Origin of the sequence: Acetatifactor aquisgranensis (genome assembly GCF_943193215.1) — a bacterium.
Taxonomy (GTDB): Bacteria; Bacillota; Clostridia; order Lachnospirales; family Lachnospiraceae; genus Acetatifactor; species Acetatifactor aquisgranensis.
Genome location: NZ_CALPDH010000039.1, coordinates 1 through 23623, shown reverse-complemented (window position 1 = coordinate 23623; position 23623 = coordinate 1). Strand labels below are relative to the sequence as shown.

Genomic DNA, 23623 nt, shown 5'->3' with positions numbered 1-23623 from the left:
CTTATTTCCTGCCGCAGCACTTTTTATACTTTTTACCGCTTCCACAGGGGCATGGATCGTTGGGATAGACCTTTGCCTCCTTTACGATTGTGGTGGAGGATTTCTGCTCCTTATAGAGGGCCCTCCTTGTCTCCTCGTCGAAAATATCGTTCCACTCCTCCAGATTATACAGCCAGTCAGCCTCTGCCGCCACCATGTTCTTATAGAGCAGCGCTTTCTCAAAACCAAGGTTCACCACTGTATCCTCTTCCATCTCCTCGATGGGGTTGGGCTCTTTCAGGCTGTCGTTGATGCCGTCCAGGAAGCCGGTCATCGTCATGATGGTCACCTGGTATTTGTCAGCCAGCTCCCGCACCGTGCCCTGAACCACTTCGTCGGGATTCTTCAGAAGCCGGGCATAGATTTCTTTCTCTTCCTGAAAATATGCCGCCCAAAGCTTCTGCAGCTTGTCCTGTCCAACCGCCTCGTTATATGCCTCTTCTCTCCATTTTTCCAATAATGCCATATCTACCACCTTTTTCAATCCCACCGGGCTTTTGCCGGCTGTATTTTAGCCGGACATTCCAAAATGTCCGCCACATTAATCAGTATATAACAGAATATGTTTTAACACAATAAAAAAATTTTCAAAAATTTCCCTGAGCGTGTATAAATACCGGATTTAGGGTCACACTATTGAATGTCAGGGAACCCCCTCCTTTGATCGTACCGAAGATAAAATAATACTTAGGTTCTGTGGCGCAGCGGTTCGCCTCTGCGTGACAGAACCTGAATCCTCCCCTTTATTCCGGGCTTCGCGCAGGTGCAGGCCCGGGATTTTTGCGTTATGCGCAATTTGGAGTCCGACCTGTTGCCAACCAGGAGCAAACATGCTACAATCATCCTATCCACATCCCTCGCGCCGCGCCCATCCGTGCGGGGAGACAACAGAAACGAGGAAGCCATGAAAGAAACGAAACCGAATGCGCCAAAAAGAAAAAGGAACTCAAGGCAGATTGTCGCCATCGTCGGCGTGGCGCTGCTGATTCTCCTGTATGTCGTCACCCTTGTGGCCGCCATCGCGGACAGCAGCCAGTCCGCCGGTTGGTTCCGGATCTGCCTGTTCGGCACTTTCGCCCTGCCGCTGGTCATCTGGATCTATTCCTGGATGTACGGCAGGCTCACCGGGAAAAAGACTATCGGCGACCCGGATAAACCGGAGGCCGCAGCAGCAGACAAGGCGGCGGCAGACAAGGCATCGGGAGAGAGACAGGACCCACGCTGATGTTCCCAAAACCAATCGGGCCAAAGCCAGGTCTGCAATAACCCGGCTTTGGCCGCTATCCGTTCCGATTGCCCATCTCTGAAACAATGTCTTTGGAAAGGTATGGGAAATCCATTACACATCCGCTCCAAGCCCCCGCAGCTCTTCTTCCGCCTGCTCTTTCGTCTCAAACCGGATACCGTACAGCCCCACCGCTCTGGCCGCCTCCACGTTTGCCGCGGTATCGTCAAGGAACACGCTTTCTTCCGCTTTCAGAGAATACCTGGACAGAAGCAGCCTGTAGATCTCCGGGTCAGGCTTGATGATTTTCTCCTGATAGGACAGAATACCGCCGTCCATATAGGGCATAAAGTCAAGGGCATCCGCGCAGTCCGCATAGGCTTTCTCCGAGAAATTGGACAGATAGTATACTCCATAGCCCTTTGCTTTCAGCTCCCGGATCCAGGGAATGGCATAGTCCCGCTTTGTCACCATGCCGGCCACATTGTCGTAGGCCCTGCGCAGCTGGGGCTCAATCTCAGGATCCCTGGCAATGAAAGCCTGCATCAGCTCCTCCAGGTCCCAGACTCCCCGGTCTATTTCGTTCCAGAGCGGTGTCTGCACCGAAGCTTTCGCAATGCGCTCCACGGTTTTTTCGTCAAATCCCTTGTCCTCCAGGAATGCTTTCCACCGAAAATCCGTCAACACATTACCGATATCAAATATAATATTACGAATCATCCCTCGTTCTCCTATTCTGATTCCGCATAATCTCCAACAGCTTTCCCGCCGCCACGCCCAGAGGCGCTTTCCGGCTGGTGACCACGCAGAACTGTCTTTTGGGTATCATTTTGTTGAACCGCAGCTCAAACAGCCGCCCCGACTCCACGGCCTCCATGGCAAAGTCCCTGACCACGCAGCCGATTCCCAGATTGCGCAAAGCGAACTGCACGATCATGTCGCTGGTGGACAGCTCGAACTCCGGCTGCACCGCCACATTGTTCTCCGCCAGATAGGCGTCCATGTAGGTCCTGGTGCTGGTGCTCCCCTCCAGATAAATCAGCGGCAGCTTCTCCAGCTCCTGCAGATCCAGCATCTTATTCTTATAGGAAATGAACCTGCGCCCGGCTACAAACACGTCTTCTATCTCCCTGACCGGTTCCGCGCAGATGTCCGCGCCCTGGTCAAAGGGCGTGCTGACCACGCCGAAATCGATTTCTCCCGCCCGCAGGAGTTTCAGCGTCTCCGGGGTAGGCGCGTTGGCCACGATTACCTTTATTCCCGGATAACGCTCATGGAATTCCTCCAGAAAAGGCAGCAGATAGAAGCGCAGGGTCATGTCGCTGGCGCCGATGTGCACCTCCCCCAGCTCCAGATTCAGCATCTGTTTCACTTTCTCCACTCCCCGCTCTATCTCCTCGTAGCCTTTCGCCACATAGGAGTACAGAAGCTGTCCCTCCCCGGTCAGCCGGACACCCTTTGGGGCCCGCTGGAACAGCGCCACCCCAAGGCTGCGCTCCAGCGCTTTCAGGGACTGGCTCACCGCGGGCTGAGAGATGGAAAGCTCACTGGCCGCTCCCGTGACGCTTCCCAGCCTGGCCGTATAGTAGAACACCTTGAAATACTCCAGATTCCCGACCATATCTCTCCTCCCGCCTGCGCGGCATTGCCGCATGCGTCAGGCCCGCGCCTACAGCGCTGATTTTCTGTAAATGATGTCCTCTCTGCCCGGCCCGTTGCTGACCATGGTGATGGGATAGCCGATCTGTCCCTCGATGAACTCGATATAATTCCGGCAGTTCTCCGGCAGTTCCTCATAGTTGCGGATGCCCCTGATGTCGCATTTCCATCCGGGCATGGTCCTGAATACGGGCTTTGCCTTGGACAGCCTGCCGGTCACCGGGAAATCCGTGGTGACCTCTCCGTCAATCTCATAGCCCACGCACACGGGAATCTCGTCCAGATAGCCCAGCACGTCCAGCACGGTAAAGGCCACGTCCGTAGTCCCCTGCAGGCGGCATCCATACCTGGAGGCCACGCAGTCGAACCAGCCAACGCGCCTGGGCCGTCCGGTAGTGGCGCCGTACTCCCCGCCGTCTCCGCCCCTGCGGCGCAGCTCCTCCGCCTCGTCGCCGAACAGCTCCGACACAAACGCCCCCGCGCCTACCGCGGAAGAATATGCCTTGCAGACCGTCACGATCTGCTTGATTTCATAGGGAGGCAGCCCTGCCCCGATAGCGCCGAAAGCCGCCAGCGTGGAAGAAGATGTCACCATGGGGTAGATGCCGTGATCCGGATCCTTTAATGTGCCCAGCTGTCCCTCCAGCAGCACTGTCCTGCCCTCTTTCAGTGCTCTGTCCAAAAAGGCGGATACATCGCCCACAAAAGGAGCCACCATATCCCTGTATCCGTGAAGCGTCTCCAGAAGCTCTTCCGGGTTGATTACAGGCTTATGGTAAAGATGTTCAAAGAGCACATTCTTCATCTCACAGACACGCTGTGTCTTCTCCTCCAGTATTTCCTCGTCGAAAAGCTCACTTACCTGAAAGCCGATTTTGGCATATTTGTCGGAATAAAAGGGTGCAATGCCGGATTTCGTGGAGCCGAAAGACTTTCCTCCCAGGCGCTCTTCCTCATACTGATCCAGCAGGATATGATACGGCATCACAATCTGCGCCCTGTCGGATACCAGAAGCTTCGGGCTGGGCACATTCCTCTCCACCAGAGACTGCACTTCCCTGAACAGCAGCGGGATGTTCAGCGCTACTCCATTGCCTATGATATTTGTGATATGGCTGTAAAATACCCCCGAGGGAAGCGTGTGCAGCGCGAATTTTCCGTAATCGTTCACGATGGTGTGCCCCGCGTTGGCGCCGCCCTGGAACCGCACTACGATATCCGCCTCCTGCGCCATCATGTCCGTAATCTTGCCCTTTCCTTCATCGCCCCAGTTGGCTCCTACAATTGCCTTGACCATAGTTCTCCTCCATTCCCCGCCGCCAGGCGGCAGGATTTCATTCATGAAAATAGAATCCCCGCAAAGTATGGATTCTATTGTTTTCATTTACTATGCTATTATACTATAACCCTTTTTATAAGTAAAATCAATAAATTTTATGATTGCCATAAGTCTGTATTATCTCCTGTTCTCATTTTCCGTAAAATACACTTCCATCCCCTCCGACATCTCTATCCTGCCGTCGGCCATGACGAACAGCGCCTCTGCCCCGTATTGCCCGGCCAGGTCCATCCCTTTCTCCGGCCCGAGAATATAGCAGGCCGTGGACAGGCCGTCGCTGAGCAGGCCGTCCTTCATCAGTATGGTCACGCCCCGCACGTCGCTGACAGCGGGCATACCGGTCTTCGGGTCCAGGATATGGTGGTACCGCACGCCGTCCGCCTCCACATACCGCTCATAATCCCCTGAAGTGGAAACGCACCACTGCCCCTCCAGGGTCAATGTGCCGACGCTGCCTGACGTGTCGAAAGGATCGACGATCCCCACCCGCCACGGTCCCCCGTCCGGCTTACTCCCATAGGTCAGGATGCTGCCGCCCAGGGATATCACCGCCGCGGTCACGTCAGAAGAATCCTCCAGCAGACCCAAAAGCCTCTCCATGGCGAATCCTTTTCCCACAGCGCCCAGGTCAAGCTGCATCCCTTCCGGCAGATAGAGACGGCATCTTCCCGCCTGCCCGTTCCCCTCCTGCAAGGAGGCAGATGCCGCGGCAGCCGAATCGCCTTCTGTCACAGAATCGGTTCCCAATTTCGGGCCGCTTTCCCCAGGCTCCTCCCATACGAGCCGCATCCTTTGGCTGCCGCATGTGCTCAGGGCCCGCTCCAGCTCCCCCTCCGCAGGCGGCGCGAACTCTTCCGTATCCTCTTCCACTGCCCAGCTGTCAATGTTCCACAGGCGCGTCACCGCCCCCAGCGTGGCGTCGAATGCCCCGTCCGAACGCTCCCACAGCTCTTTGCAGGCCTCTAAAAGCCCGGACAGATCTTCCGAAAGGCCAAAGCCTTCCCCGCTCCCCGCGGACACATTGGCGCGGTACACCTCAGAAGTGTCCAGCCGCCAGGAAATCTCCTCGCTCTCCAGCCGCGACAGCAAATCAAAGGCCTGCCGGGAAAAATCCTCCGCAGTCTCCTGATCCTTTGCATAAATCGTCTGCTGCACTACCGTTCCCATGGCGGTATCCATGTACTGCCAGGAGGCGGTGTTCTGCCCGGCTCTGTCCGTCCTCTCCCCCGGGCCGGCATCCCCGCAGCCGCAGCAGAGGATTACCGTCATTATAATACAGCATATCGCTGTCCTGAAAAAAAGCTTCATTTTCCCATTCCTTTTTGCTATACTAAAGGCAGCCCTGCGGCGTACCCTATTGATGTCTATTGACAGAAAGGCCATTCCCATGAAAAAAAACACAGCCTGTCAAAAACCCGCTATCGCAATCGCAGCGTTCCTTCTGCTCCTGTCGGCAGCAAGCCTGTTCTTTCTGCTGGCTGAGAAAGAAGAAACAAGCTGTGCCGCGGACATTTTTCAGAACGGTATATTGATAAGAACTATTCTGCTGGACGATATCCATGAGCCGGATACCTTTACGGTAGAGGGCGAAAACGGCTGCGTCAACGAAATCGAAGTCCGCCCCGGCAGCATTGCCATCATCTCCGCGGACTGCCCTGACAAGCTCTGCGTCCACCAGGGCTTCATCAGCGATTCCAGGCTGCCCATCACATGCCTGCCCAACCGGCTGGTAATCCGGCTGCGGCCTGTGTCTGATTCCCCGGGAAACGCTGCAGCGCCGGATGCGGTCACTTACTAGAAAGGAGCTTCCCCATGTCCGTCAGAAAGACTACGCTTTTGGCCCTCTTCACCACCCTGTCCCTGGCCATCTTTGCCGCAGAGAGCGCCATCCCGCCCCTGGTGCCCATTCCGGGCATCAAGCTGGGGCTGGCCAATATCGTCACTTTGATTCTGCTGCGGCAGTTCTCCGCCAGGGACGCCCTTGTGGTGCTGGTCTCCAGGATACTGCTGTCCGCTTTTTTGTTCGGGCAGGCCCTGTCCCTGCTCTATAGCCTGACGGGCGGGCTGTGCAGCCTGTGCGTCATGGCGCTGGTGATGAAAGTTCTACAGAAAAAACTTATCTTCCTCACAGGGGCCATGGGCGGGCTGACCCACAATCTGGGCCAGCTGGCCGTGGCTTTCGCGATTACCAGAACCGCCAGGGTGGCGGCCTACCTGCCTTTCCTTATCCTGAGCGGGATAGTCACAGGGCTTTTTACGGGACTTTGCGCCGGCTTCGCCGGGAGGCTCCTTCCGCCCCTTCCCCCGGATACCGTATAAGCGTATATTCATTCCCCGCGCAGTTCCCGGACGCCGCGCATGTCATTAGGAGCATTCCCCGGCTCTCTCCTTTTCTTTCCGGTACAATTCCCGGAAATAGCTGTTGTCTGCCAGCAGCTCCTCAAAAGTCCCGTCCCCCACGATTCTGCCCTCCCGGAATACATAAATCCGGTCGAATCCGCTGATGGAGGACAGGCGGTGGGCGATGGCGATTACCGTGGCATGGGCCACCCGCTCCAGGACGTTCTTCATGACGGCGCGTTCCGTGACATTGTCCAATGCCGATGTGGCCTCGTCCAGGACGACGATCTCGGAACGGTCGAGCATGAGCCTGGCCAGTGCCAGCCGCTGCTTTTCTCCGCCGGACAGGCATGCGCCTTTTTCGCCGACTCTGGTGTCCAGTCCCTGCTCCAATGTGGCAAGCAAGGGCAGCAGCTGTGCCGCCTCCAGGCTCACGCGGATGTCTTCCTCCGGGACTTCTCTGTCAAATATCAGATTTTCCCGGATTGTGCCGTCAAATATGGGCGCGTCCTGGGACAGATAGGATACTTTTTCATACAGCGATTCCAGGGAAAGCGTTTTCAGCGGCTCTTCATCCAGCAGTACGGTTCCCTCCTCATACTTGAGCAGTCCAATCAGGATTTTCGCCAGCGTGGATTTTCCGGAGCCCGACTCTCCCACAAATGCCACTTTTTCCCCTTTTCGAATCGACAGGCTCACAGACCGGAGTGTTTTTCTGTTTACAGTTTGTTTTTTATCGTTAAAATGCATCCTTTCAGAAGATGTTTCATAGGAATAGGACAGATCCTCCACACGAATCTCCCTGGAAAGCCCCTGGAACGAGATGCCCTCCTGAAGCTGTCCGTCCTCCTTCAGATCCAACAGCCCCTCGAAGCGCTGCCAGGCCGTTTTGTTCAGTTTGTACTGCACATAAATGACGTTGAATATGGCGATAGGCGTATACGCATTGTCAATCAGCGTGATCAGCGCCACCACGGACCCAACGGACAAGTGGCTGTTTTTCCACGCATAGGCCAGGATTCCTACGTCCAGGCAGGCCACCAGCACCGCAAATATGGTGAAAAACGCTTCATGTATCATGGTCATTTTTACCTTTGACGCTACGATGATGCGCTTGGCTTTGGACGCTTTCCCGATTTCGCCCGGAAACTGCCGCTTCATGCGGAAAAGTGGCATTTCCATGAATCCCCGCACGAGAAAATGGTTCAGTTCCTCCTCATTGGTCAGGATGTTCTCCTTTATCTGGTACAGACCCTTCAGCAGCAGGTTGGTCACCAGGAATACGATGAGGTATCCCGCCATGAGGAAACAGGTGATGTTCCTGTCTATCTTCCAGATAAAGTACAGGCTGAACAGAATCGTGGGAACCAGGTTCCTGACCACGCTGAACCAAAAGCCATAGAGGACGCCTTTTCCCGCATCGGCTCCGTTTTCAATCTGCTGTATCAGTTTCCCGGTTCCAAGTCTCTGGTATTCCGAATAGTCCATCCTGCCGATTTTCCGCAATGCCAACAATTTGAAATCCAGGTAGATTTCGTTTCCCAGCTTCGCGTCCGGATAGTTGTCCAGATAGTTCATGCCGTAGCTCACGATCAGGACAAGGCCGTAGAGCAGGATTCCATGAAATGTTATCGTCCTGTCTGTCAGACCATCTACGATCTTCTGAAAATAGTCGGCCTTGTAGTTTGCCAGAAACGCGCTGGCCAGCCCCAAAGCCAGGTATACAAGTACCCAATTTCTGTTCTTTTTTAATATTTCCTTCATATAGCGCATAGCTGTCCTCCTTCTCACATGTCATGGTTTCCATTGAGGCAGTACAGCTGCGACTGTCAGCAGTCTTCTTTCTCCTCAGCACAATCCGCTAACAGTTTGTGGCAACTGTACTGAGTCGTTATCTCGGATATGTTTCATCATGTGAATTCACCTCGAATCTTCTTAGATATTGTCAAAATTTTAACAATTTCTGCAAATTGCTCCATAATTGATTGGAACCAGAAATGGCTCTGAAAAAGTTATTTCTGAGCGGTTGCGTCCATGTCAGGCATGATAGCAGCGTTCTGATCCGGCAATATATTTATATCAGAAATACAAGGAGCAGATTTTAGTGGACTGCAGATTTTAACCGCACAGGTGGAAAAAATCCAGAATGCTGTCCAGGCCCGAAAGCGCGCTTTCGTCCTCGACTGCGGGTCTTTCGTTGGTGTTGTGGCTATATACCGGTTCGTGGATCTGGCGGCAGTTCATATGGTGCAGCAGGGTGCATGCTGTGCCATAGGCTTTCTCCATGTGGCCATCCCCGCCGCCGACCAGTATGACTGCGCCTTTTTTCGGTTTTAAGATTGGTTCCCCTTTTCTGAAAAATCTGGCGCAGAAGTATGTCTGGAGCCTGCTTCCCACATCCAGCAACCTTCCGGTCAGCTCGGAAAAATAGATTGGGGAGGCGATCAGGATATTGTCGCATTCCTGTATGTACTCGTTTTTATCAGGTATGCCAACCCCTGTACCCGGAAATCCCGGGGAAACGCATCCCTAAAGGATTACCTCCCTCTCTTCCAATTCCCGCAAAAGCCCTGTCATTGTTTTTCCGCTTATGGGGTGGCGGAAATACGGTTCCATTTCTGCCATGGGCTTCAGGACGAATGTCCTGTTTTCCAAGTCCACATGGGGTATCTTCAAATCGTCGCTGTCGTAACAGAGCCTGTCGTAAAACAGAATGTCCAAGTCCAGCGTCCTGGGGCCCCACCGCACTGTCCTTTCGCGCCGGGCCGCATTCTCGATTTCATGAAGGGCATCCAGCAGCTGTTCCGGGCCAAGGAGCGTCTCGATTTCCAGAACACCATTCAGGAAGTCTTCCTGCTCCACGCCGCCGTAAGGCTTGGTGACAAGCAGTTCAGAGGTCTTCTTCAGAATCATGAGGGAATGCTCTTTCAGGGCCCGCACTGCGCCTGCGATATGCTCTTCCCGGTTTCCCAGGTTGGATCCCACCGCGATGTACGCTTTGTGCCAGCTTCTGTGGACTTTCACGGAGACGTTCCCAAAGGGCAGCGGGATGGGCGCGTGGGGCTTCTGGATTTCCAGTTCTATGGCGGACAGGCTTTTGTACTCCAGCAGAATCGCTGCCGCCATCTTCTCCGCCACCGCTTCCAGCAACAGGCAGGTGTTCTCCTGCATCCAGTCGGTGATAAAACGGCAGACCGTTCCATAGTTTACGGTTCGTTCTAAATCGTCCGTTCTTCCCGCCTGGCTTACATCTGTATATAATGTCGTATTTACATAGAAAACCTGTCCGTTCTGCGTTTCCTCGGCGTATACCCCGTGGTGCGCGAATACTTCCAGGCCTTCAATGCGTATCTCGTCCTTTGCCCATTCCGAATACATTTCTCCTCCTGTCCGCCTGCATCGGCAGGCATGAACTTATTTCGTTATTCCGCAAAAATCGCCTCCGCCATCCGCACGGCCCGCACATTTTCCCTGACGTCATGCACCCTTACGAACATGGCTCCCTGCAGGACCCCGGCCACGGTGGTCACCAATGTCCCCTCCAGCCTCTGATCCGCAGGCAGATCCAAGGTCAGCCCTATCACGGACTTCCGGCTGCAGCCCAGCAGCAGCGGACAGCCCAGCGTCCCCAGTTCCCCCATGCGGCGGATGATTTCCAGATTCTGCTCATAACTTTTGGCGAATCCCACGCCGGGGTCTAAGATAATCCTCTCCCTGCCGATGCCGGCCTGTTCCGCCAGCCGCAAAGTCCCCTCCAAATCTCCGATGACGTCATGGACGAAATCCCGATAATTTGTATTTCTTCTATTGTGCATCAGACAGCAGGGCAGCCCGCTCTCTCCGATGACCTGCGCCATTGTGCTGCCCCCCTGGCCGCCCGCCCCGTTGTCCGGCGCGTCCGCTCCATTGCGGGACCAGCTATCATATTTCAATCCCCAGACATCATTGATCAGGTCTGCCCCGGCCGCGATTCCCGCCGACGCCACCCGGGCTTTGTAGGTATCCAGGGACACCGGCACATCGAAAGCAGCCTTCACAGCCTCGATTACAGGAACCACCCTCTCGATTTCCTCATGCTCCGGCAGAAGCGTGTAGCCGGGCCGGGTGGACTCGCCGCCGATGTCGATGATGTCCGCCCCCTCCTCCAGCATCTCCTCCACATGCCGCAGGGCCCTGTCTCTGTCGTTCCACTTCCCTCCGTCCGAGAAGGAATCCGGGGTCACGTTCAGGATTCCCATCACGTATGTATGTCCTTTGGTCTGAAATTCCCTGTTTCCGATTTTCAAGCTATTGTCCGCCTTTCCTTTATCCAAATTTCAATTTATGCCCCGGCATTTTCGGGCAATACCTGTACCGCATAAAAATCCCTCTCTCCCCGCCAAAGATGTATCATCCGGGGCACGCCTAGAATTATACCATGGGCGGGCAGATAAATCCATCCCTCACCCACAGGAAATCATGATGTCCCTGACATACACAGGGAAATTCCGCGGTTTTCCGGGCCTGTACAGCGGATTCTGCCCCCAAAATGCGAAGAAATCGCCAATATTTTATAGGCATAGTGCACATTTTTGTCCCGTTGCTTCTCCCGCTATCCGTCAAAAAGCTTCCCCCAATCCGGGGCAGGGCTTAATTTTGATGACCACAAAACCCGGACAGAGCGAGAAATTCGGCATTCTGGCACTTGCTATATCCACCCGATAATGAGTATAATGGGACAATACAGGGGGGATACATAAGCGCACTGCCCCTGGTTCTTCGGGCAGGCATTGAGACAGGTGGCTACGGCAGATTGCACCTGGCTGCCGTTAGACATAAATCAATAAAAGGAGAGATATGATTATGAAAAAGAGAATCGTAACAACATTTATCGCAACTGCAATGGCGCTTGCCATGACCGCCTGCGGCGGCAATCCCAGCGGCGGAGAATCCTCCGCGGAAAGCAGCACAGAGAGCACCGTGGAGTCCTCTGTTGTGTCCGAGGAATCCTCTGAGGTCACAAGTTCCGAAGAAGCTCCTGAGTCCTCTGATGCCGCCGGCTCCGAGGAGGCTCCCGAGTCCTCCGATGCCGCTGGCTCCGAGGAGGCTCCCGAGTCCTCCGATGCCGCTGGCTCCGAGGAGGCTCCCGAGTCCTCTGATGCTGCTGGCTCCGAGGAGGGCACTGGTTCCGAAGAGAATCCCGAATCCGAAGAGGGCGCTGACTCCGAAGAATCTTCTGAGTCCTAATCTATAACGAGATTCGGCATATGCAGGCCTAAAAAATTTCCGGGAAGGATGTAAAAGTCCTTCCCGGAAATTTTTTCACCTGTGCGGTTGCAATCCAATGGCTTGTCTGCATGCAAGCTATTGCAATGCAGATGGGCCATTGGATGCTCGAATGAGCATCCAACCGCACAGGTGGAAACTTTTTCTTCTCTGCGGCAATGGCCCCAGGCCGGGAGCCCCTCACAGGCAGGCGCGCGGAACTCAGAGGCCACGGGCTGCCCCTCAACGTCCTGCCGGTTCGGCCCGGGCAGTCCGCGCAGGGCAGTCCGTCCAGCGGGCCCGTGCTGCGCTTACACGCATACATCCTGTCAAGCCCGGCAGCAGCGGCCGGACAGCGCAGCCCCCACCCCGCCGCCAACCGTCTGCTACATCCGCAGCATCCGAAAGAACCGCTCCTGCAGAGCGTCATCCTCCCGGAATACCCCCCTGGCCGCCACCGTGACGGTCTTGCTGCCCGGCTTCTTCACCCCCCGCATGGTCATGCACATATGTTCCGCCTCCAGCACCACCATCACGCCCCGGGGAGAGAGACGTTCCATCATGGCATCCGCGATCTGCCCTGTCATCTGCTCCTGAATCTGGAGCCTCCTGGCGTAGATTTCCACCGTCCTGGCCAGCTTGCTCAGGCCCAGCACCCTGCCATCCGGGATATAGGCGATATGGGCCCTGCCGTAAAACGGCAGTATATGGTGCTCGCACATGGAATGGAAGAAAATATCCTTCTCCAGGATCATATCCCCGGCAAGGGCGCCGCCTTCCACAGCCGCGTCTCCCGCAGAACGTCCGCTCCCTCTATTTGCTATGTGAAATACTCTGGACAGCGGTTCCGCCGGATCCGCATCCATGCCGGAGAACAGCTCCCCGTACATCCTGGCCACTCTGTCCGGCGTCTCGGCCAGTCCCTCTCTGTCAGGATCCTCCCCGATTCCCTCCAGCAGGAGGCGGACCGCCTCTTTGATTTTATCCGCATCTATCATTTCTATCCACCCCTCCCAGCGCCGATCCCCGGCAGTACAGAACCTCTCACTCAAAAGTGAACATCCTGTAATTTGCCGACTGTGGATCGTCATGCGCGCCTATCATGAACTCTGTATAGCATATCAAGACCGTATCGTAGCCCCCCGCAGCGAGATATTCCCTCAGGCTTCCCTCAAAATGCCGCAGCGCAGGCACATTCACCTCGGAGACGCCCAATGAGAGGAACGGGACCGGCACATGGTCACAGGAGTCCTCCGGCACAAGTATCTTCCCATAGGAGGCATCGTGGTTCACCACATCTGTCATCGCATAGGAATAGTGCCGACTGGACGCCTCATACACATCCGGCTCCATATCATACATGCTCTCATCTATGTAGTCATCTAAGCTCCCCTGTCGGAATCCCTCCTCCGACAATCTCCAGCATCCTGCCCAGGTAGGACAGGGAGCCGAAAGCCACGATGACATCCTCCTTATCCGCCAGGAGACGGGCCATCTCCACCGCCTCCTCCAGGCTGTCCGCCGCGGTCACCTTCTCATGCACCTGCGCCACCGCGGCGGCCAGCTCATAGGCCGGCATGGCCCTTGGGTTCCCCGGCGGCGTCACCGTGATGATTTGGTCGGCCAGGCTGTGGGTCAGTTCAATCACCTTGCCATATTCCTTGTCCCGCAGCATCCCCATGATATAAAGGATTCTCCGGCCGGAAAAATAAAGTTCCAGGGACTGGGCAAGCTTCCTGGCGGCGTCCTCATTGTGCGCCCCGTCCAGAATGAAGCAGGGTTTCCGCCCCGCCACCGCAAAGCGCCCCGGCCAGGCTGCCTGTGCCATACCCTGCCGTAGTTTTTCCTCCGTCACAGGGAATTCCCGCTTACGGATCCTGCCTCCTGGCTCTTCATCCTCAGGAGCCCTGCCATCCGCAGCCCCAATCCCTGGCTCCCGGCTCTCCAAGCACCCGGCTTCCGGCTCCCGGCTCTCCAAGGCCCCGGCTCCCGGCTCTGCGCCCCCCAAAGCTCCAATCCCCAACGCCCGCAATCCTTCCAGCGCCGTCACTGCATTCTCAATCTGGCACTGTCCCGCCAAAGTGATTTCCAGCTTTTTCAGCCCGCCGTAATCGAACCGCTGCTTTTCCAGGCCAAAGCGCACATGCTCCGCTGCCCTCGCATCGGCCACGGTCAGGGGACAGCCCAGGGCCGCCGCCCGACCCGCAAGCACCTCCATCACCTCCGGCTCCTGCACTGCCGTCACCACATGACAGCCCCTCTTGATGATTCCGGCCTTCTGCGCCGCAATCTCCGGCAGCGTCTTCCCCAGAAATCCCATGTGATCCATGCTGACAGAAGTCAACACGGCCACGCAGGTGTCCTCCACCATGTTAGTGGCATCTAACAGCCCGCCCATCCCCGTCTCCATCACCACGATATCGCATTTTTTGTCCCGAAAATACAAAAATGCCATGGCGGTCTTCACCTCAAAGGGCGTAGGATGCGGCCGCCCTTCCGCCGCCATTTCGCCGCACACTGCCTTGAGCTGCTCCATATACCGCCCCACCGCCGCTTTGGCGATGTAGCTTCCGTTTACCTGAATCTCCTCCCGCCAGTCCAGCACGGCAGGCGAAGTATACTTCCCCACCCGGTATCCGCCGCACTGCAGCACAGCGGACATATAAGCGCACACGGATCCCTTGCCGTTGGTGCCCGCCACATGGACGAACCGAAGCTCCCTCTGAGGATCCCCCAGCCGCCTGCAAAGCTCCCGGATGCCCTCCAGGCCGGGCACAATGCCATACTTCCCTATCTGCTCCATAAAGTCAAGCGCTTCCGCATACTTCATCTGCCACCTGTCCTCTCTCTGACCCAGCGCCGGATTCAGCTTCTTCAGCTTTCCTCACCGGACTCCGGCTTCTGTCCCTCCGGCACAAAGCCTAACCGGCCTCGTCTGCCTTTGTGATTTTATCCTCCGGGATACCGTAAGAGACAAATCCACCGACGATTCCGCCGTAAAACTTACCATTCAGTCTGCCATACAATGCGTCCCAATCCGACAAAGACTTTACACGGTTACCCCGGAACGAAAATGCAACTACCGCAACCGAATGATGCGGTTTTACATAATTCTTCAATTCGTCATAGAGCCAGGGGGCATCTATGTCAAATCCTTCCGCTCCTTTCATGCCGCTCACACTTTCAGCCCCCTCAAGTAGAGTTTCCTCTCCGCCGTCACCCGGTTGCTCTCGCAGGCTTTCTGGATGGCCTTGTTGTGCGTCCAGGCATCCAGGCGCTTCTTCTCAAGAAAGGGTACGATGGTCTCATACTGCTTCGCCAGGGCCGTGGCAAAATACCATGCCCGCATCATATTGATGTAGTATTCCTCTGAGACGATTCCCGCCACCCATTCCGGGTACTGGGGCCGGAATGCTTCGTCCAGATAGAAACGCATCAGCATCCCCACTCCGAAGCGGACGGTATAGGTATCCGCGGAGGCAATCCACCGGCGCACCGGCTCCAGGAGCTCCTCCGTATGCCTGGCGAAGACCTTGGGAGCCATCATGTCGCAGGTGGCCCAGTTGTCGATGTAGGGCAGGAAGCGTTCCGTCTGCTCCAGGCATTCCCCATAGTCCCGGAACTGTTCGACTACAAAGGCGTGTACATTGTTTTCGTCATAGTATGTATGGGGGAGCTGCGCCAGGAATTCCCCAATCTGGGGGTCTTTCGCCCATTTCTTCGCAAGTTTCCGCACCTGCGGGGTGCGCGCCCCGATAATCGTCTCCGGCGGCACTGTGGGAATCAGCCTGGCATGGAAATCCCTGTAGCCCTCATCCTGTAGTTCCCACAATTCCGCCCGTATCTTCTCTCCTATCCCTTCTCCCATTTTCCTCTGTCCTTTCAGCCTTCTCCCGGCTCGTTCCCCTGTCGCTTCCGGCTCATTTGGCCAGATGCTAGCTATTGCCATTTTGTGATATATACTCCAGATTGCAAAAAACTGCCATGCCAGCCCTGTCCTGAAAATATTCCAGGAATATTTTTCTCCCTTCCGTGCCATACTGATACCGACAGTCCCATTCACCCCCGGGACTGCCCACAATACCCCCAAAAGGAGCCTCCCTATGACACAATGCCTGACACGTTTCCTGAAAAACTTCCTGAAATGCGGCCTCACCGGCTGGTGCCTGGAAATCCTCTTCACATCCATGGACTCCCTGCGCCGCCGGGACATGACGCTAAAGGGGCACACCTCCCTCTGGATGTTCCCCATCTACGGCAGCGCCGCCATCCTGTCCCCTGTCAGCCGCCTGCTCCGGGGGAAATCCGCCCTGACCCGGGGCCTTACCTACACAGGACTGATTTTCTCCATAGAATACCTCACCGGTCGCCTGCTCTCCAGACGCAAATCCTGCCCCTGGGACTATCACCGCAGCCGCTGGAACATAGGGCGCGTCATCCGCCTGGACTTCGCCCCCTACTGGTTCTGCGCGGGGCTCCTGTTCGAGCGTCTGCTCTCCTGCGGCAAAACCGGGGAATCCGGGCAAGCATGACCCGCGCCGCCATTTCCTCCCGCTCACTAGTCATCCATATCGTCCACGCCGTCCGGCCCGATGTCCAGCATGTTCACCGTGCGCCTCTTGATCCTGGCCTCCTCGGATTCCCTCAGGATGAAATCCTTGATTTCCCTGGAGTGTTTGATATGCTGCAGCACCAGCTGGGGATGGGTGGTGTCACCGGTATAGCATATCACCGTCCCCAGCCCGAACAGCTTCTCCCCCAGGCTGGCGCTGTGGGTCACATCCTGCACTTTGTACATATAGCAGTCGTTCTCCACGGTCTTAAAGAACCCCTCCGCCACCGTAATCATATCCTCCTTGATCATATATTTCGTAAAGGTAAAAGGAAGCCCGAAAAACACCCATCTCTTTCTTTCCACATATTCCATACCGCATACCGTCCTTTCCTGTTTCCCCTAGTATAGATTATTTTTTCAGAAAATACAACCGTAAAACTTGAAACTCGTCCCCGGACATGGTATCATGGAAAAAATCGAAGGAGGTTCACACATGACAGCAAACGAATGTATCAGAGGCCGCAGAAGCATCCGTAAATTCACCGATCAGCCTGTCTCCCACGAGCTGCTGGCACAGGTTGTCGAGACAGCGTCCTACGCCCCCAGCTGGAAGCATACGCAGATTGTCCGCTACATCGCGGTGGAGGGCGAGAAAAAGGCCGCACTGGCAAAGTGTACCGCTATTTTCCCCGGCAATGGGAAAATCATGGAGAGCGCGCCTATGGTCATAGCCGTCACCATCATCAAGGGACGCAGCGGCTATGAGCGGGACGGTTCTTTCTCCACACCCAAGGGCGACAGATGGCAGATGTATGATGCCGGAGCTGCCGGAGAGGCATTTTGCCTGGCCGCGCACGAGCAGGGCCTCGGCACTGTTATCATGGGATTGTTCGATGAAGAAGAGGCGGCGAAGCTGCTTGATCTCCCCGAGGACAGGGAGCTGGCGGCTCTCATTCCCATTGGATATCCCGCAGAATCTCCCGCCGCTCCCAGACGCAAGGCGGTTGAGGATTTATTATCCCATCAGTCATAATCAGGAGTCGAAGAGGCCAAACTCTTCGACTCCTTTTTCGGGACGGCCATATGCCAGCGCTGCCCTCCCTCCCGAAATACCAATGCAGACTTCAATTCAAGAAGACATTGTTCTGAAACGGCAGCGCGGAAAAGAGGTTACCTTTATGAGACATCTGATGAGTCCTCTGGACTTCACCGCGAACGAGCTGGACAGGCTCTTCGACCTGGCAAATGATATCGAACGATATCCCGATAAATACGCCCATGCCTGCGACGGCCGGATTCTTGCCACCTGCTTCTATGAACCCAGCACGCGCACTCGCTTAAGCTTCGAATCCGCCATGACCAGGCTGGGCGGGCGCGTCATCGGCTTCTCCGACGCGGCCTCCTCCTCCGCCTCCAAGGGCGAGAGCGTGTCCGACACCATCCGCATCATCTCCTGCTACGCGGACATCTGCGCCATGCGGCACCCCAAGGAGGGCGCTCCCATGGTGGCCGCGGAGAAATCCGACATCCCTGTCATAAACGCGGGCGACGGCGGGCACCAGCATCCCACCCAGACCCTGACGGACCTCCTCACCATCCGCAGCCTCAAAGGATCTCTGGGCGGCTTCACCATAGGCCTGTGCGGGGACCTGAAGTTCGGCCGCACCGTCCATTCCCTAATCAATGCGCTGGTGCGCTATGACGATATCCGATTTGTCTTCATCTCCCCGGAAGAGCTGCGGGTGCCGGACTATATCACTGAGATGCTCAAGGCAAACGGAATTCCCTATGAAGAGGTCATCCGCCTGGAGAATGTGATGCCCCGGCTGGATCTCCTGTACATGACCAGGGTTCAGAAAGAGCGTTTCTTCAACGAAGAGGATTACGTGAGATTAAAGGATTTCTATATCCTGAACTCCGACAAAATGGCACTGGCCAAAAAGGACATGCTGGTGCTCCATCCCCTCCCCAGGGTCAACGAGATCTCCGTGGAAGTGGACTCTGACCCAAGGGCAGCCTATTTCAGACAGGCCAAGTACGGGGTCTACGTGCGGATGGCCCTGATTCTGACACTGCTGGAAATCCAGGTATAATGCCGGCGGACAAATGCCCGCAGGAAATCGGCATTCAAATTTGAAAAAAATCGGGAAAGGATCGACATATGTTAAATGTAGGAAAAATCGAGGAGGGCTTCGTGCTGGACCACATCAAGGCCGGGAAGAGCCTGGAAATCTATGAACATCTCCAGCTGGACAAGCTGGACTGCACTGTGGCCATCATCAAGAACGCCCGGAGCAACAAAATGGACAAGAAAGATATCCTGAAAGTGGAATGCGATATCGACATGCTGGATCTGGACGTGCTGGCATTCATTGACCACAACATCACAGTCAATGTCATCAAGAATGGGGAAATCGTGGAGAAAAAAGTGCTGACACTGCCCAGGCAGATAAAGAACGTGATCCGGTGCCACAACCCCAGATGCATCACCTCCATCGAGCAGGAGCTGCCCCATATCTTCTGCCTGGCGGATGCGAAAACGGAAGTGTACCGCTGCAAGTACTGCGAGGAAAAATACATGTCCTCCGCCAAATGGACGTGATTCCGTATCGGAAAACAGAGCAAAAGGAGGCGGCCAGCCGCCTCCTCTCATAGTACCGGTTCCACAAACGCCTTTCAGCTGCGGGAGCAGTCATTCCTTGATATAGTCAGTCTCTGTAAGACTGATTCCTGAAACCGTCAAGATGAAAGCGCTGCCCATATGCGGTTTCCACCCTTTCAGGCGAATCCATTCCTTTGCCATAAGCCCGGCCATGCCCGGGCCCCTACATCTCCACCAGCTCATACTCCCTGCTGCCGATGCCCAGCTTAGCGGCAGCCTCCACGGTATGCACGCCGTTCCTGGACTCGATGCGCTCCAGCAGATGGTCTCTGCCGGGGTCGTCGGAAGCATACACCAGGTCAAGGCAGGCCTGGTCCAGCGCCACGGGATCCGTGCCTGCCAGAATGCCGATGTCCCCCATGGCAGGGTCTTCCGCCACGGCACAGCAGTCGCAGTCCACGGACATGTTCTTCATCACGTTGATGAAGACAATTTTGTCTCCGAAGTAGTCCACGATGGATTTGCCGGCGTCCGCCATGGATTCCAGGAAAGAGTCATGGTCGGAATTCCAGAAATTCTCCACGTCTCCCACGCCGTGGATATAGGCCTTGCCATGGGAGGAAGCCAGGCCGATGGAGATATTCTTCAGGGCCCCGCCAAAGCCGCCCATGGGATGTCCCTTGAAATGGGACAGCACCAGCATGGAGTCATAGTTCCTCATATGCCCGCCCACGAAATTCTTCTTGATTTTCAGGCCCTCCGGTATGGCCAGCTCCAGCTCTCCGTCCTCGTCCAGGATATCCACCGGGCCGATGTCCGTCCAGCCGTGGAGCTTCATGGTTTCCTTATGGGCCTCCGTGGTATTGCGCGCCCCCTCATAGGCCGTATTGCACTCCACGATGGTTCCCTTTACGCGGTCCACCGCGGGCTTCATGAAATCCGGCCGTAGGAAATTCTGGTTCCCCACTTCGCCTGAGTGAAGCTTGACTGCCACCTTTCCCGGCAGTTCCACGCCCATGGCCTCATACATCCGTACCATCGCCTCAGGAGTGATTTCTCTGGTAAAATAGACCTTTGCTTTTCCCATAGTACTGCACCAACCTTTCCGTCATATGAAATTTATACTGCTCAACAGATTAAATTTCCTTGATTTCTATTTTACCACATATCCGTCCGGAAACAAGCCCTCTTTCAAGTAATTTCCTGTCAAGTCACGGCAAAACGCAGCGTCACTTTGAACAAATCGCCGTCAATGGTAATCTCCATCTCCCCGTCCTGCAGCTCCACAAGGCTTTTCGCAATGGACAGCCCCAGGCCGTTCCCTTCCATATGCCGGGACTTATCCCCACGCACGAACCGTTCCTCCAGCTCCTCCGCGGAGATGTCCAGCGGATATTTGGACATGTTCCGGAAAATAATCCGCACATACCCGTCCCGCTCCTCCACGCTCAGATAGACACGAGACCTTTCCTGAGCGTATTTGCAGATATTATTCAGCAGATTATCGAACACCCTCCACAGATGCCTGCCATCCGCCATGATTCTGCCGATTTCATCCGGCTGCCGGATAATCAGGTCCAGCTGCTTTTCCTCCATCCTCTGCTGATACTCCCCAACCGCCTGGGAGAGAAGCACCCCCACCTCGCAGGGTTCCAGACTCACCTCCAGATTTCCCGTGGTGGCCTTGGAGGCCTCCAGCAAATCCTCCAGCAGCTTCTTGAGCCGCCTGGACTGTCTGAGAAGCACCTGCGCATACTCCGCGATCCTGGACACATCCGCATGGGGATTGGCTGTTATCCCTCTTCCCTGTTCCGTATGGGCACTCCCGTCTCCGATGCCGTCCCCGGCAAAAACATCGCTGCCGCCTCTCCTGTCCAAAGGGCTTCCATCCACAATCCCGGCGCCGCCCCCGGCAGGCGCGGCATGGCTTTTCTCTGTCTCCCCCAGGTTTCCTGCCATTACTCCGCCGCGGGCCTCTTCAAATGTCTCTTTCGCACTCCTGGCAGCCTCCCTGGCCGCAGAAAGTCCTCCGCCCATGCTCTCCTCACAAATCAAATCCGCGTAATTGATAATGGAAGTCAATGGTGTCTTCAAATCATGAGACACATTGGTGATCAGCTCCGTCTTCAGGCGCTCGCTCCTCAGCCTCTCCGCCACGGCCTTGGAAATCCCCTGTCCCAGACTGTTCAGGTTTTCCCCATGCTCCTTGAATTCGCCCAACATCCGGGAAGTGTCCACCTTGTAGTCCCCCTGTCCCTCCGCCAGGGCGCGCCCTGCTTTCAGGAGCGTCCTGCAGGCCAGCGCGATATACATGATAACGGGAAACAGCGCCACTTTCTCCATGGCCCAGAGGAAAACGCCGGCGCTCTCCCGGATAAACACAATGACACCGAGAAATTCAAGGATGCACAGCCCCAGATAGGCAACCACTACCGTCAGGACCAGCGGAATCCCCCGCAGCATCGCCGCAATGCCCCGCCCCAGGAACCAGCACAACCTGAAGCATCCTCGCAGCACCGCATAAATCAGAGTGTACCGGAAACAATTCCCACGCTTTAATCGCGTCGCGAATTCCATACAGTACAGCGTTCCCCAGACCACCAGCAGAGTTCCCCCGATAACCAACAGGGCAATCTGCGCCATATCGTTGCCGTACCGGAGTACGTTCAGCCCGATAAAGCTCGGCACTACGGCAATCATTGCGAACAAAAAAGTCAGCACGTCAAAGTGAATCGATGCCAGCACACCGGGCACGATGCCATCCCGTCCGTTCTGATGTCCCGCGCCGCACATCAGAAACACGAACAGAAAAATGCACAGGACAATCCCCCCTACTGCAGCCCATATCAGCATATACCGGATATCATAGGCCTTTGTGACCACTTCCGTTGTTCTCTGAAAATCATCATCTATCAGGAAACTCGGATCCACGTAAACCCGGATCAGGTACGGCTCATCTTCCTGCAGCTTGTAGCCGTCCAGCCATACACTGTCCGGCAAATCGAACTGAATATACATTTCAGATATATACGGAGTATCATAGCCGTCCCATGTACTCCAAAGAACAGACTCTTCTTCTATCGTGTTCTCCAGAATCAATTCCACATCAATATTTCTGCCCTCGCAGAACGTTTTCGCACCCCTTATATCTCCCTGTTCGATATACCCTGCTATCTCATATATCGCACTGGACGCAAGCCCCTGGAGCTGCCTCCAAAGCACCTCCGTCAGGCTGTTCCCATAAAAATCGTTCGCTTCAAGGCAGATGCACCCGGCCAAAGCCGCGATTCCTATCAGCGCAGAGACAGCCAGCAGGAAAAAAGCAACTATTTTCGCGCCAAGGGAACCCGTCAGCCGATACCTGCCCTCCCCCCGCCCTCTTTTTTTCCGTCCTCCTTTTACCTCCCACTCGTCCATCGCCCACTCATCCGCAACCATCCCCTCCAAAGCTTCCCCATCCATTCTCTGCCTTTCCATTTCCTGCGCATCCGCTCTCTGTTCATCCATTTCCTGCGCATCCGCTCTCCGCCTGTCCATTTCTTTCCCCGTTCCAATCCTGCCTCTCTCCATCTCAACCTCCCGAATAATCTCACTCATAACCCTGCCCTTCCCTCAAAACCACCTCCCACCTCATCCCCCATCGCCCACCCCGGCAAAAACCTCCTCAGCGCAAAAAAATAGATACAATCCTAGAAGTTCTTACTCTGCGTACGAAAGAGGTGGGCTATGCCCCCTCTTACAGACTTAGAACTTCTTCTCGCACTTGTAGCCCTGCCCCCACACCACCTTAAGATATCTGGGCTCCGCCGGATTGATTTCCAGCTTCTCCCGGATATGCCGGATATGTACCGCCACTGTATTCTCACTGCCATAGGGCAGATCGTTCCATATCTTCTGGTAAATCTCCTTGGGAGAGAAGACCCGCCCGGGATGCTGCATCAGCAGCTTTAAAATCTCATATTCCGTAGGCGTCAGCGCCACCTCGTCCCCGTCCAGCAGCACCTTTTTCTCCGTGTCATCCAGCTCGATGCCGCCGCACCGCAGCACCTCCTGGCGCACATTTCCGGCCCCCAGCTGCATATACCTGCGCAGCTGGGACCTCACCCTGGCGGACACCTCCACCGGATTAAAGGGCTTCGTGATGTAGTCGTCGGCCCCCACCGTCAGCCCTAAAATCTTGTCGGCATCCTCGGACTTGGCCGTCAGCAGAATCACGGGCACATTGCTCCGCTCCCGTATCTTCACCATGGCCTCTATGCCGTCCATCTCAGGCATCATAATATCCATCAGCACCAGATGGATGTCGCGCTCCTCCACGATTTTCAGCGCCTCCCTGCCGTCAAATGCCTCATACAGCCTATAATTAGCGTCATTCAGATAAATTTTCAGTGCATTTACGATATCCCTCTCATCGTCACAGATTAAAATATTGTACATGTCCGCATACCTTTCCCTCATATGATTATCATGATTATCACAAAAACATTCTACCAAAAGACCGATTAACAAAAAACAGGCCAATTGATTAAGATTTCTTTAAGATAATCGAGTAGGAGGAAATTTCTCTAATTGAGAAATTTCCGACCTCTCACACCACCGTGCGTACCGTTCGGTACACGG

Annotated in this window: 27 protein-coding genes; 8 read left to right on the top strand and 19 right to left on the bottom strand. The window is 55.4% G+C overall.

The features are described from left to right. Nucleotide 1: 1 nt before the first annotated feature. The gene (locus tag NFS35_RS24320; protein ID WP_251209648.1) at nucleotides 2-505 is read right to left on the bottom strand and encodes an SEC-C metal-binding domain-containing protein; all 504 of its coding nucleotides are present in this window, start codon (nucleotides 503-505) and stop codon (nucleotides 2-4) included. 438 nt (nucleotides 506-943) lie between these two features. Here NFS35_RS24320 and NFS35_RS24315 point away from each other — a divergent pair, with 438 nt between their 5' ends. After that, nucleotides 944-1264, top strand: coding sequence for a hypothetical protein (locus tag NFS35_RS24315; RefSeq protein WP_251209647.1), 321 nt, complete (start codon nucleotides 944-946; stop codon nucleotides 1262-1264). A gap of 114 nt (nucleotides 1265-1378) precedes the next feature. Here NFS35_RS24315 and NFS35_RS24310 read toward each other — a convergent pair whose 3' ends face one another. The 4 genes from NFS35_RS24310 to NFS35_RS24295 all read right to left on the bottom strand — a co-directional run bounded on the left by NFS35_RS24310 (nucleotide 1379) and on the right by NFS35_RS24295 (nucleotide 5570). Further along, a complete protein-coding gene (locus NFS35_RS24310) occupies nucleotides 1379-1984 on the bottom strand; it encodes an HAD family hydrolase (RefSeq protein ID WP_251209646.1) in 606 nt (201 codons plus the stop codon). Then, nucleotides 1974-2885, bottom strand: coding sequence for a LysR family transcriptional regulator (locus NFS35_RS24305; protein ID WP_251209645.1), 912 nt, complete (start codon nucleotides 2883-2885; stop codon nucleotides 1974-1976). Before NFS35_RS24305 ends, NFS35_RS24310 begins: the two co-directional genes overlap by 11 nt. A 48-nt stretch (nucleotides 2886-2933) precedes the next feature. Continuing rightward, entirely contained in the window at nucleotides 2934-4220 is a 1287-nt protein-coding gene (locus tag NFS35_RS24300) for an adenylosuccinate synthase (protein WP_251209644.1), read from the bottom strand. A gap of 159 nt (nucleotides 4221-4379) precedes the next feature. Next, a complete protein-coding gene (locus NFS35_RS24295; protein ID WP_251209643.1) occupies nucleotides 4380-5570 on the bottom strand; it encodes an FAD:protein FMN transferase in 1191 nt (396 codons plus the stop codon). A 79-nt stretch (nucleotides 5571-5649) separates the two neighbouring features. Between NFS35_RS24295 and NFS35_RS24290 the strand changes: the two genes are divergently transcribed. Further along, complete coding sequence (locus NFS35_RS24290; protein WP_251209642.1) at nucleotides 5650-6060, top strand: NusG domain II-containing protein; 411 nt, start codon at nucleotides 5650-5652, stop codon at nucleotides 6058-6060. Nucleotides 6061-6074: 14 nt separating this feature from the next. Beyond that, nucleotides 6075-6581, top strand: a complete 507-nt coding sequence (locus NFS35_RS24285) for a Gx transporter family protein (protein WP_251209641.1) — start codon at nucleotides 6075-6077, stop codon at nucleotides 6579-6581. Between the two features lie 45 nt (nucleotides 6582-6626). Here the strand turns inward: NFS35_RS24285 and NFS35_RS24280 are convergent, their stop codons facing one another. The 4 genes from NFS35_RS24280 to folP form a co-directional block, all read right to left on the bottom strand. After that, the gene (locus NFS35_RS24280; RefSeq protein ID WP_251209640.1) at nucleotides 6627-8375 is read right to left on the bottom strand and encodes an ABC transporter ATP-binding protein; all 1749 of its coding nucleotides are present in this window, start codon (nucleotides 8373-8375) and stop codon (nucleotides 6627-6629) included. Between the two features lie 345 nt (nucleotides 8376-8720). Beyond that, complete coding sequence (locus NFS35_RS24275) at nucleotides 8721-8999, bottom strand: hypothetical protein (RefSeq protein WP_251209639.1); 279 nt, start codon at nucleotides 8997-8999, stop codon at nucleotides 8721-8723. A gap of 132 nt (nucleotides 9000-9131) precedes the next feature. Then, nucleotides 9132-9980 carry a 2-amino-4-hydroxy-6-hydroxymethyldihydropteridine diphosphokinase gene (folK, locus tag NFS35_RS24270; RefSeq protein ID WP_251209638.1) on the bottom strand — a complete coding sequence of 283 codons (849 nt, stop codon included), beginning with the start codon at nucleotides 9978-9980 and terminating at the stop codon, nucleotides 9132-9134. Nucleotides 9981-10024: 44 nt separating this feature from the next. After that, complete coding sequence (gene folP / locus NFS35_RS24265; protein ID WP_251209637.1) at nucleotides 10025-10888, bottom strand: dihydropteroate synthase; 864 nt, start codon at nucleotides 10886-10888, stop codon at nucleotides 10025-10027. 556 nt (nucleotides 10889-11444) lie between these two features. Between folP and NFS35_RS24260 the strand changes: the two genes are divergently transcribed. Next, the gene (locus tag NFS35_RS24260; RefSeq protein WP_251209636.1) at nucleotides 11445-11828 is read left to right on the top strand and encodes a hypothetical protein; all 384 of its coding nucleotides are present in this window, start codon (nucleotides 11445-11447) and stop codon (nucleotides 11826-11828) included. 404 nt (nucleotides 11829-12232) lie between these two features. On the opposite strand, the gene folE is transcribed toward NFS35_RS24260, so the two are convergent. The 5 genes from folE to NFS35_RS24235 all read right to left on the bottom strand — a co-directional run bounded on the left by folE (nucleotide 12233) and on the right by NFS35_RS24235 (nucleotide 15795). Continuing rightward, entirely contained in the window at nucleotides 12233-12844 is a 612-nt protein-coding gene (gene folE / locus NFS35_RS24255; RefSeq protein WP_251209669.1) for a GTP cyclohydrolase I FolE, read from the bottom strand. 46 nt (nucleotides 12845-12890) lie between these two features. After that, nucleotides 12891-13262: a hypothetical protein gene (locus tag NFS35_RS24250; RefSeq protein WP_251209635.1), complete on the bottom strand. Its 372-nt coding sequence runs from the start codon at nucleotides 13260-13262 to the stop codon at nucleotides 12891-12893. Continuing rightward, complete coding sequence (locus tag NFS35_RS24245; protein ID WP_251209634.1) at nucleotides 13225-14676, bottom strand: bifunctional folylpolyglutamate synthase/dihydrofolate synthase; 1452 nt, start codon at nucleotides 14674-14676, stop codon at nucleotides 13225-13227. Before NFS35_RS24245 ends, NFS35_RS24250 begins: the two co-directional genes overlap by 38 nt. Before the next feature lie 91 nt (nucleotides 14677-14767). Beyond that, nucleotides 14768-15025 (bottom strand): hypothetical protein, encoded by a 258-nt coding sequence (locus NFS35_RS24240; RefSeq protein WP_251209633.1) that lies wholly within the window; start codon nucleotides 15023-15025, stop codon nucleotides 14768-14770. Then, nucleotides 15022-15795, bottom strand: a complete 774-nt coding sequence (locus NFS35_RS24235; protein WP_330640434.1) for a DNA alkylation repair protein — start codon at nucleotides 15793-15795, stop codon at nucleotides 15022-15024. Before NFS35_RS24235 ends, NFS35_RS24240 begins: the two co-directional genes overlap by 4 nt. A 154-nt stretch (nucleotides 15796-15949) precedes the next feature. Between NFS35_RS24235 and NFS35_RS24230 the strand changes: the two genes are divergently transcribed. Beyond that, nucleotides 15950-16378, top strand: a complete 429-nt coding sequence (locus NFS35_RS24230) for a putative ABC transporter permease (RefSeq protein WP_251209632.1) — start codon at nucleotides 15950-15952, stop codon at nucleotides 16376-16378. Nucleotides 16379-16404: 26 nt separating this feature from the next. On the opposite strand, the gene NFS35_RS24225 is transcribed toward NFS35_RS24230, so the two are convergent. Further along, nucleotides 16405-16773: a PH domain-containing protein gene (locus NFS35_RS24225; RefSeq protein ID WP_251209631.1), complete on the bottom strand. Its 369-nt coding sequence runs from the start codon at nucleotides 16771-16773 to the stop codon at nucleotides 16405-16407. A gap of 121 nt (nucleotides 16774-16894) precedes the next feature. Between NFS35_RS24225 and NFS35_RS24220 the strand changes: the two genes are divergently transcribed. The 3 genes from NFS35_RS24220 (at nucleotide 16895) to NFS35_RS24210 (ending at nucleotide 19003) form a co-directional block, all read left to right on the top strand. After that, the gene (locus NFS35_RS24220; RefSeq protein ID WP_251209630.1) at nucleotides 16895-17434 is read left to right on the top strand and encodes a nitroreductase family protein; all 540 of its coding nucleotides are present in this window, start codon (nucleotides 16895-16897) and stop codon (nucleotides 17432-17434) included. Between the two features lie 145 nt (nucleotides 17435-17579). After that, nucleotides 17580-18494: an aspartate carbamoyltransferase gene (gene pyrB / locus NFS35_RS24215; protein WP_251209629.1), complete on the top strand. Its 915-nt coding sequence runs from the start codon at nucleotides 17580-17582 to the stop codon at nucleotides 18492-18494. A gap of 68 nt (nucleotides 18495-18562) precedes the next feature. Continuing rightward, nucleotides 18563-19003, top strand: coding sequence for an aspartate carbamoyltransferase regulatory subunit (locus tag NFS35_RS24210; RefSeq protein ID WP_251209628.1), 441 nt, complete (start codon nucleotides 18563-18565; stop codon nucleotides 19001-19003). A gap of 90 nt (nucleotides 19004-19093) precedes the next feature. On the opposite strand, the gene NFS35_RS24205 is transcribed toward NFS35_RS24210, so the two are convergent. The 4 genes from NFS35_RS24205 to NFS35_RS24190 form a co-directional block, all read right to left on the bottom strand. After that, complete coding sequence (locus NFS35_RS24205) at nucleotides 19094-19246, bottom strand: hypothetical protein (RefSeq protein WP_251209627.1); 153 nt, start codon at nucleotides 19244-19246, stop codon at nucleotides 19094-19096. Continuing rightward, nucleotides 19227-20090 carry a DUF362 domain-containing protein gene (locus tag NFS35_RS24200; RefSeq protein WP_251209626.1) on the bottom strand — a complete coding sequence of 288 codons (864 nt, stop codon included), beginning with the start codon at nucleotides 20088-20090 and terminating at the stop codon, nucleotides 19227-19229. Before NFS35_RS24200 ends, NFS35_RS24205 begins: the two co-directional genes overlap by 20 nt. A 119-nt stretch (nucleotides 20091-20209) precedes the next feature. Further along, nucleotides 20210-22600: a sensor histidine kinase gene (locus NFS35_RS24195; RefSeq protein WP_251209625.1), complete on the bottom strand. Its 2391-nt coding sequence runs from the start codon at nucleotides 22598-22600 to the stop codon at nucleotides 20210-20212. A gap of 147 nt (nucleotides 22601-22747) precedes the next feature. Next, entirely contained in the window at nucleotides 22748-23440 is a 693-nt protein-coding gene (locus NFS35_RS24190; protein ID WP_251209667.1) for a response regulator transcription factor, read from the bottom strand. Nucleotides 23441-23623 lie beyond the last annotated feature (183 nt).

Bases quoted from the DNA above. Each gene is read 5' to 3' on its own strand.
- NFS35_RS24225 (WP_251209631.1), bottom strand. From the start codon at position 16,773: ATGGAATATGTGGAAAGAAAGAGATGGGTGTTTTTCGGGCTTCCTTTT.
- NFS35_RS24200 (WP_251209626.1), bottom strand. From the start codon at position 20,090: ATGGGAAAAGCAAAGGTCTATTTTACCAGAGAAATCACTCCTGAGGCG.
- NFS35_RS24285 (WP_251209641.1), top strand. From the start codon at position 6,075: ATGTCCGTCAGAAAGACTACGCTTTTGGCCCTCTTCACCACCCTGTCC.
- NFS35_RS24280 (WP_251209640.1), bottom strand. From the start codon at position 8,375: ATGCGCTATATGAAGGAAATATTAAAAAAGAACAGAAATTGGGTACTT.
- NFS35_RS24210 (WP_251209628.1), top strand. From the start codon at position 18,563: ATGTTAAATGTAGGAAAAATCGAGGAGGGCTTCGTGCTGGACCACATC.
- NFS35_RS24320 (WP_251209648.1), bottom strand. From the start codon at position 505: ATGGCATTATTGGAAAAATGGAGAGAAGAGGCATATAACGAGGCGGTT.
- NFS35_RS24235 (WP_330640434.1), bottom strand. From the start codon at position 15,795: ATGGCAATAGCTAGCATCTGGCCAAATGAGCCGGAAGCGACAGGGGAA.
- folK (WP_251209638.1), bottom strand. From the start codon at position 9,980: ATGTATTCGGAATGGGCAAAGGACGAGATACGCATTGAAGGCCTGGAA.
- NFS35_RS24230 (WP_251209632.1), top strand. From the start codon at position 15,950: ATGACACAATGCCTGACACGTTTCCTGAAAAACTTCCTGAAATGCGGC.
- NFS35_RS24260 (WP_251209636.1), top strand. From the start codon at position 11,445: ATGAAAAAGAGAATCGTAACAACATTTATCGCAACTGCAATGGCGCTT.
- NFS35_RS24290 (WP_251209642.1), top strand. From the start codon at position 5,650: ATGAAAAAAAACACAGCCTGTCAAAAACCCGCTATCGCAATCGCAGCG.
- NFS35_RS24295 (WP_251209643.1), bottom strand. From the start codon at position 5,570: ATGAAGCTTTTTTTCAGGACAGCGATATGCTGTATTATAATGACGGTA.
- NFS35_RS24245 (WP_251209634.1), bottom strand. From the start codon at position 14,676: ATGAAGTATGCGGAAGCGCTTGACTTTATGGAGCAGATAGGGAAGTAT.
- folE (WP_251209669.1), bottom strand. From the start codon at position 12,844: ATGATAGATGCGGATAAAATCAAAGAGGCGGTCCGCCTCCTGCTGGAG.
- NFS35_RS24190 (WP_251209667.1), bottom strand. From the start codon at position 23,440: ATGTACAATATTTTAATCTGTGACGATGAGAGGGATATCGTAAATGCA.
- NFS35_RS24305 (WP_251209645.1), bottom strand. From the start codon at position 2,885: ATGGTCGGGAATCTGGAGTATTTCAAGGTGTTCTACTATACGGCCAGG.
- NFS35_RS24205 (WP_251209627.1), bottom strand. From the start codon at position 19,246: ATGAGCTGGTGGAGATGTAGGGGCCCGGGCATGGCCGGGCTTATGGCA.
- NFS35_RS24310 (WP_251209646.1), bottom strand. From the start codon at position 1,984: ATGATTCGTAATATTATATTTGATATCGGTAATGTGTTGACGGATTTT.
- NFS35_RS24220 (WP_251209630.1), top strand. From the start codon at position 16,895: ATGACAGCAAACGAATGTATCAGAGGCCGCAGAAGCATCCGTAAATTC.
- NFS35_RS24300 (WP_251209644.1), bottom strand. From the start codon at position 4,220: ATGGTCAAGGCAATTGTAGGAGCCAACTGGGGCGATGAAGGAAAGGGC.
- NFS35_RS24315 (WP_251209647.1), top strand. From the start codon at position 944: ATGAAAGAAACGAAACCGAATGCGCCAAAAAGAAAAAGGAACTCAAGG.
- NFS35_RS24195 (WP_251209625.1), bottom strand. From the start codon at position 22,600: ATGAGTGAGATTATTCGGGAGGTTGAGATGGAGAGAGGCAGGATTGGA.
- pyrB (WP_251209629.1), top strand. From the start codon at position 17,580: ATGAGACATCTGATGAGTCCTCTGGACTTCACCGCGAACGAGCTGGAC.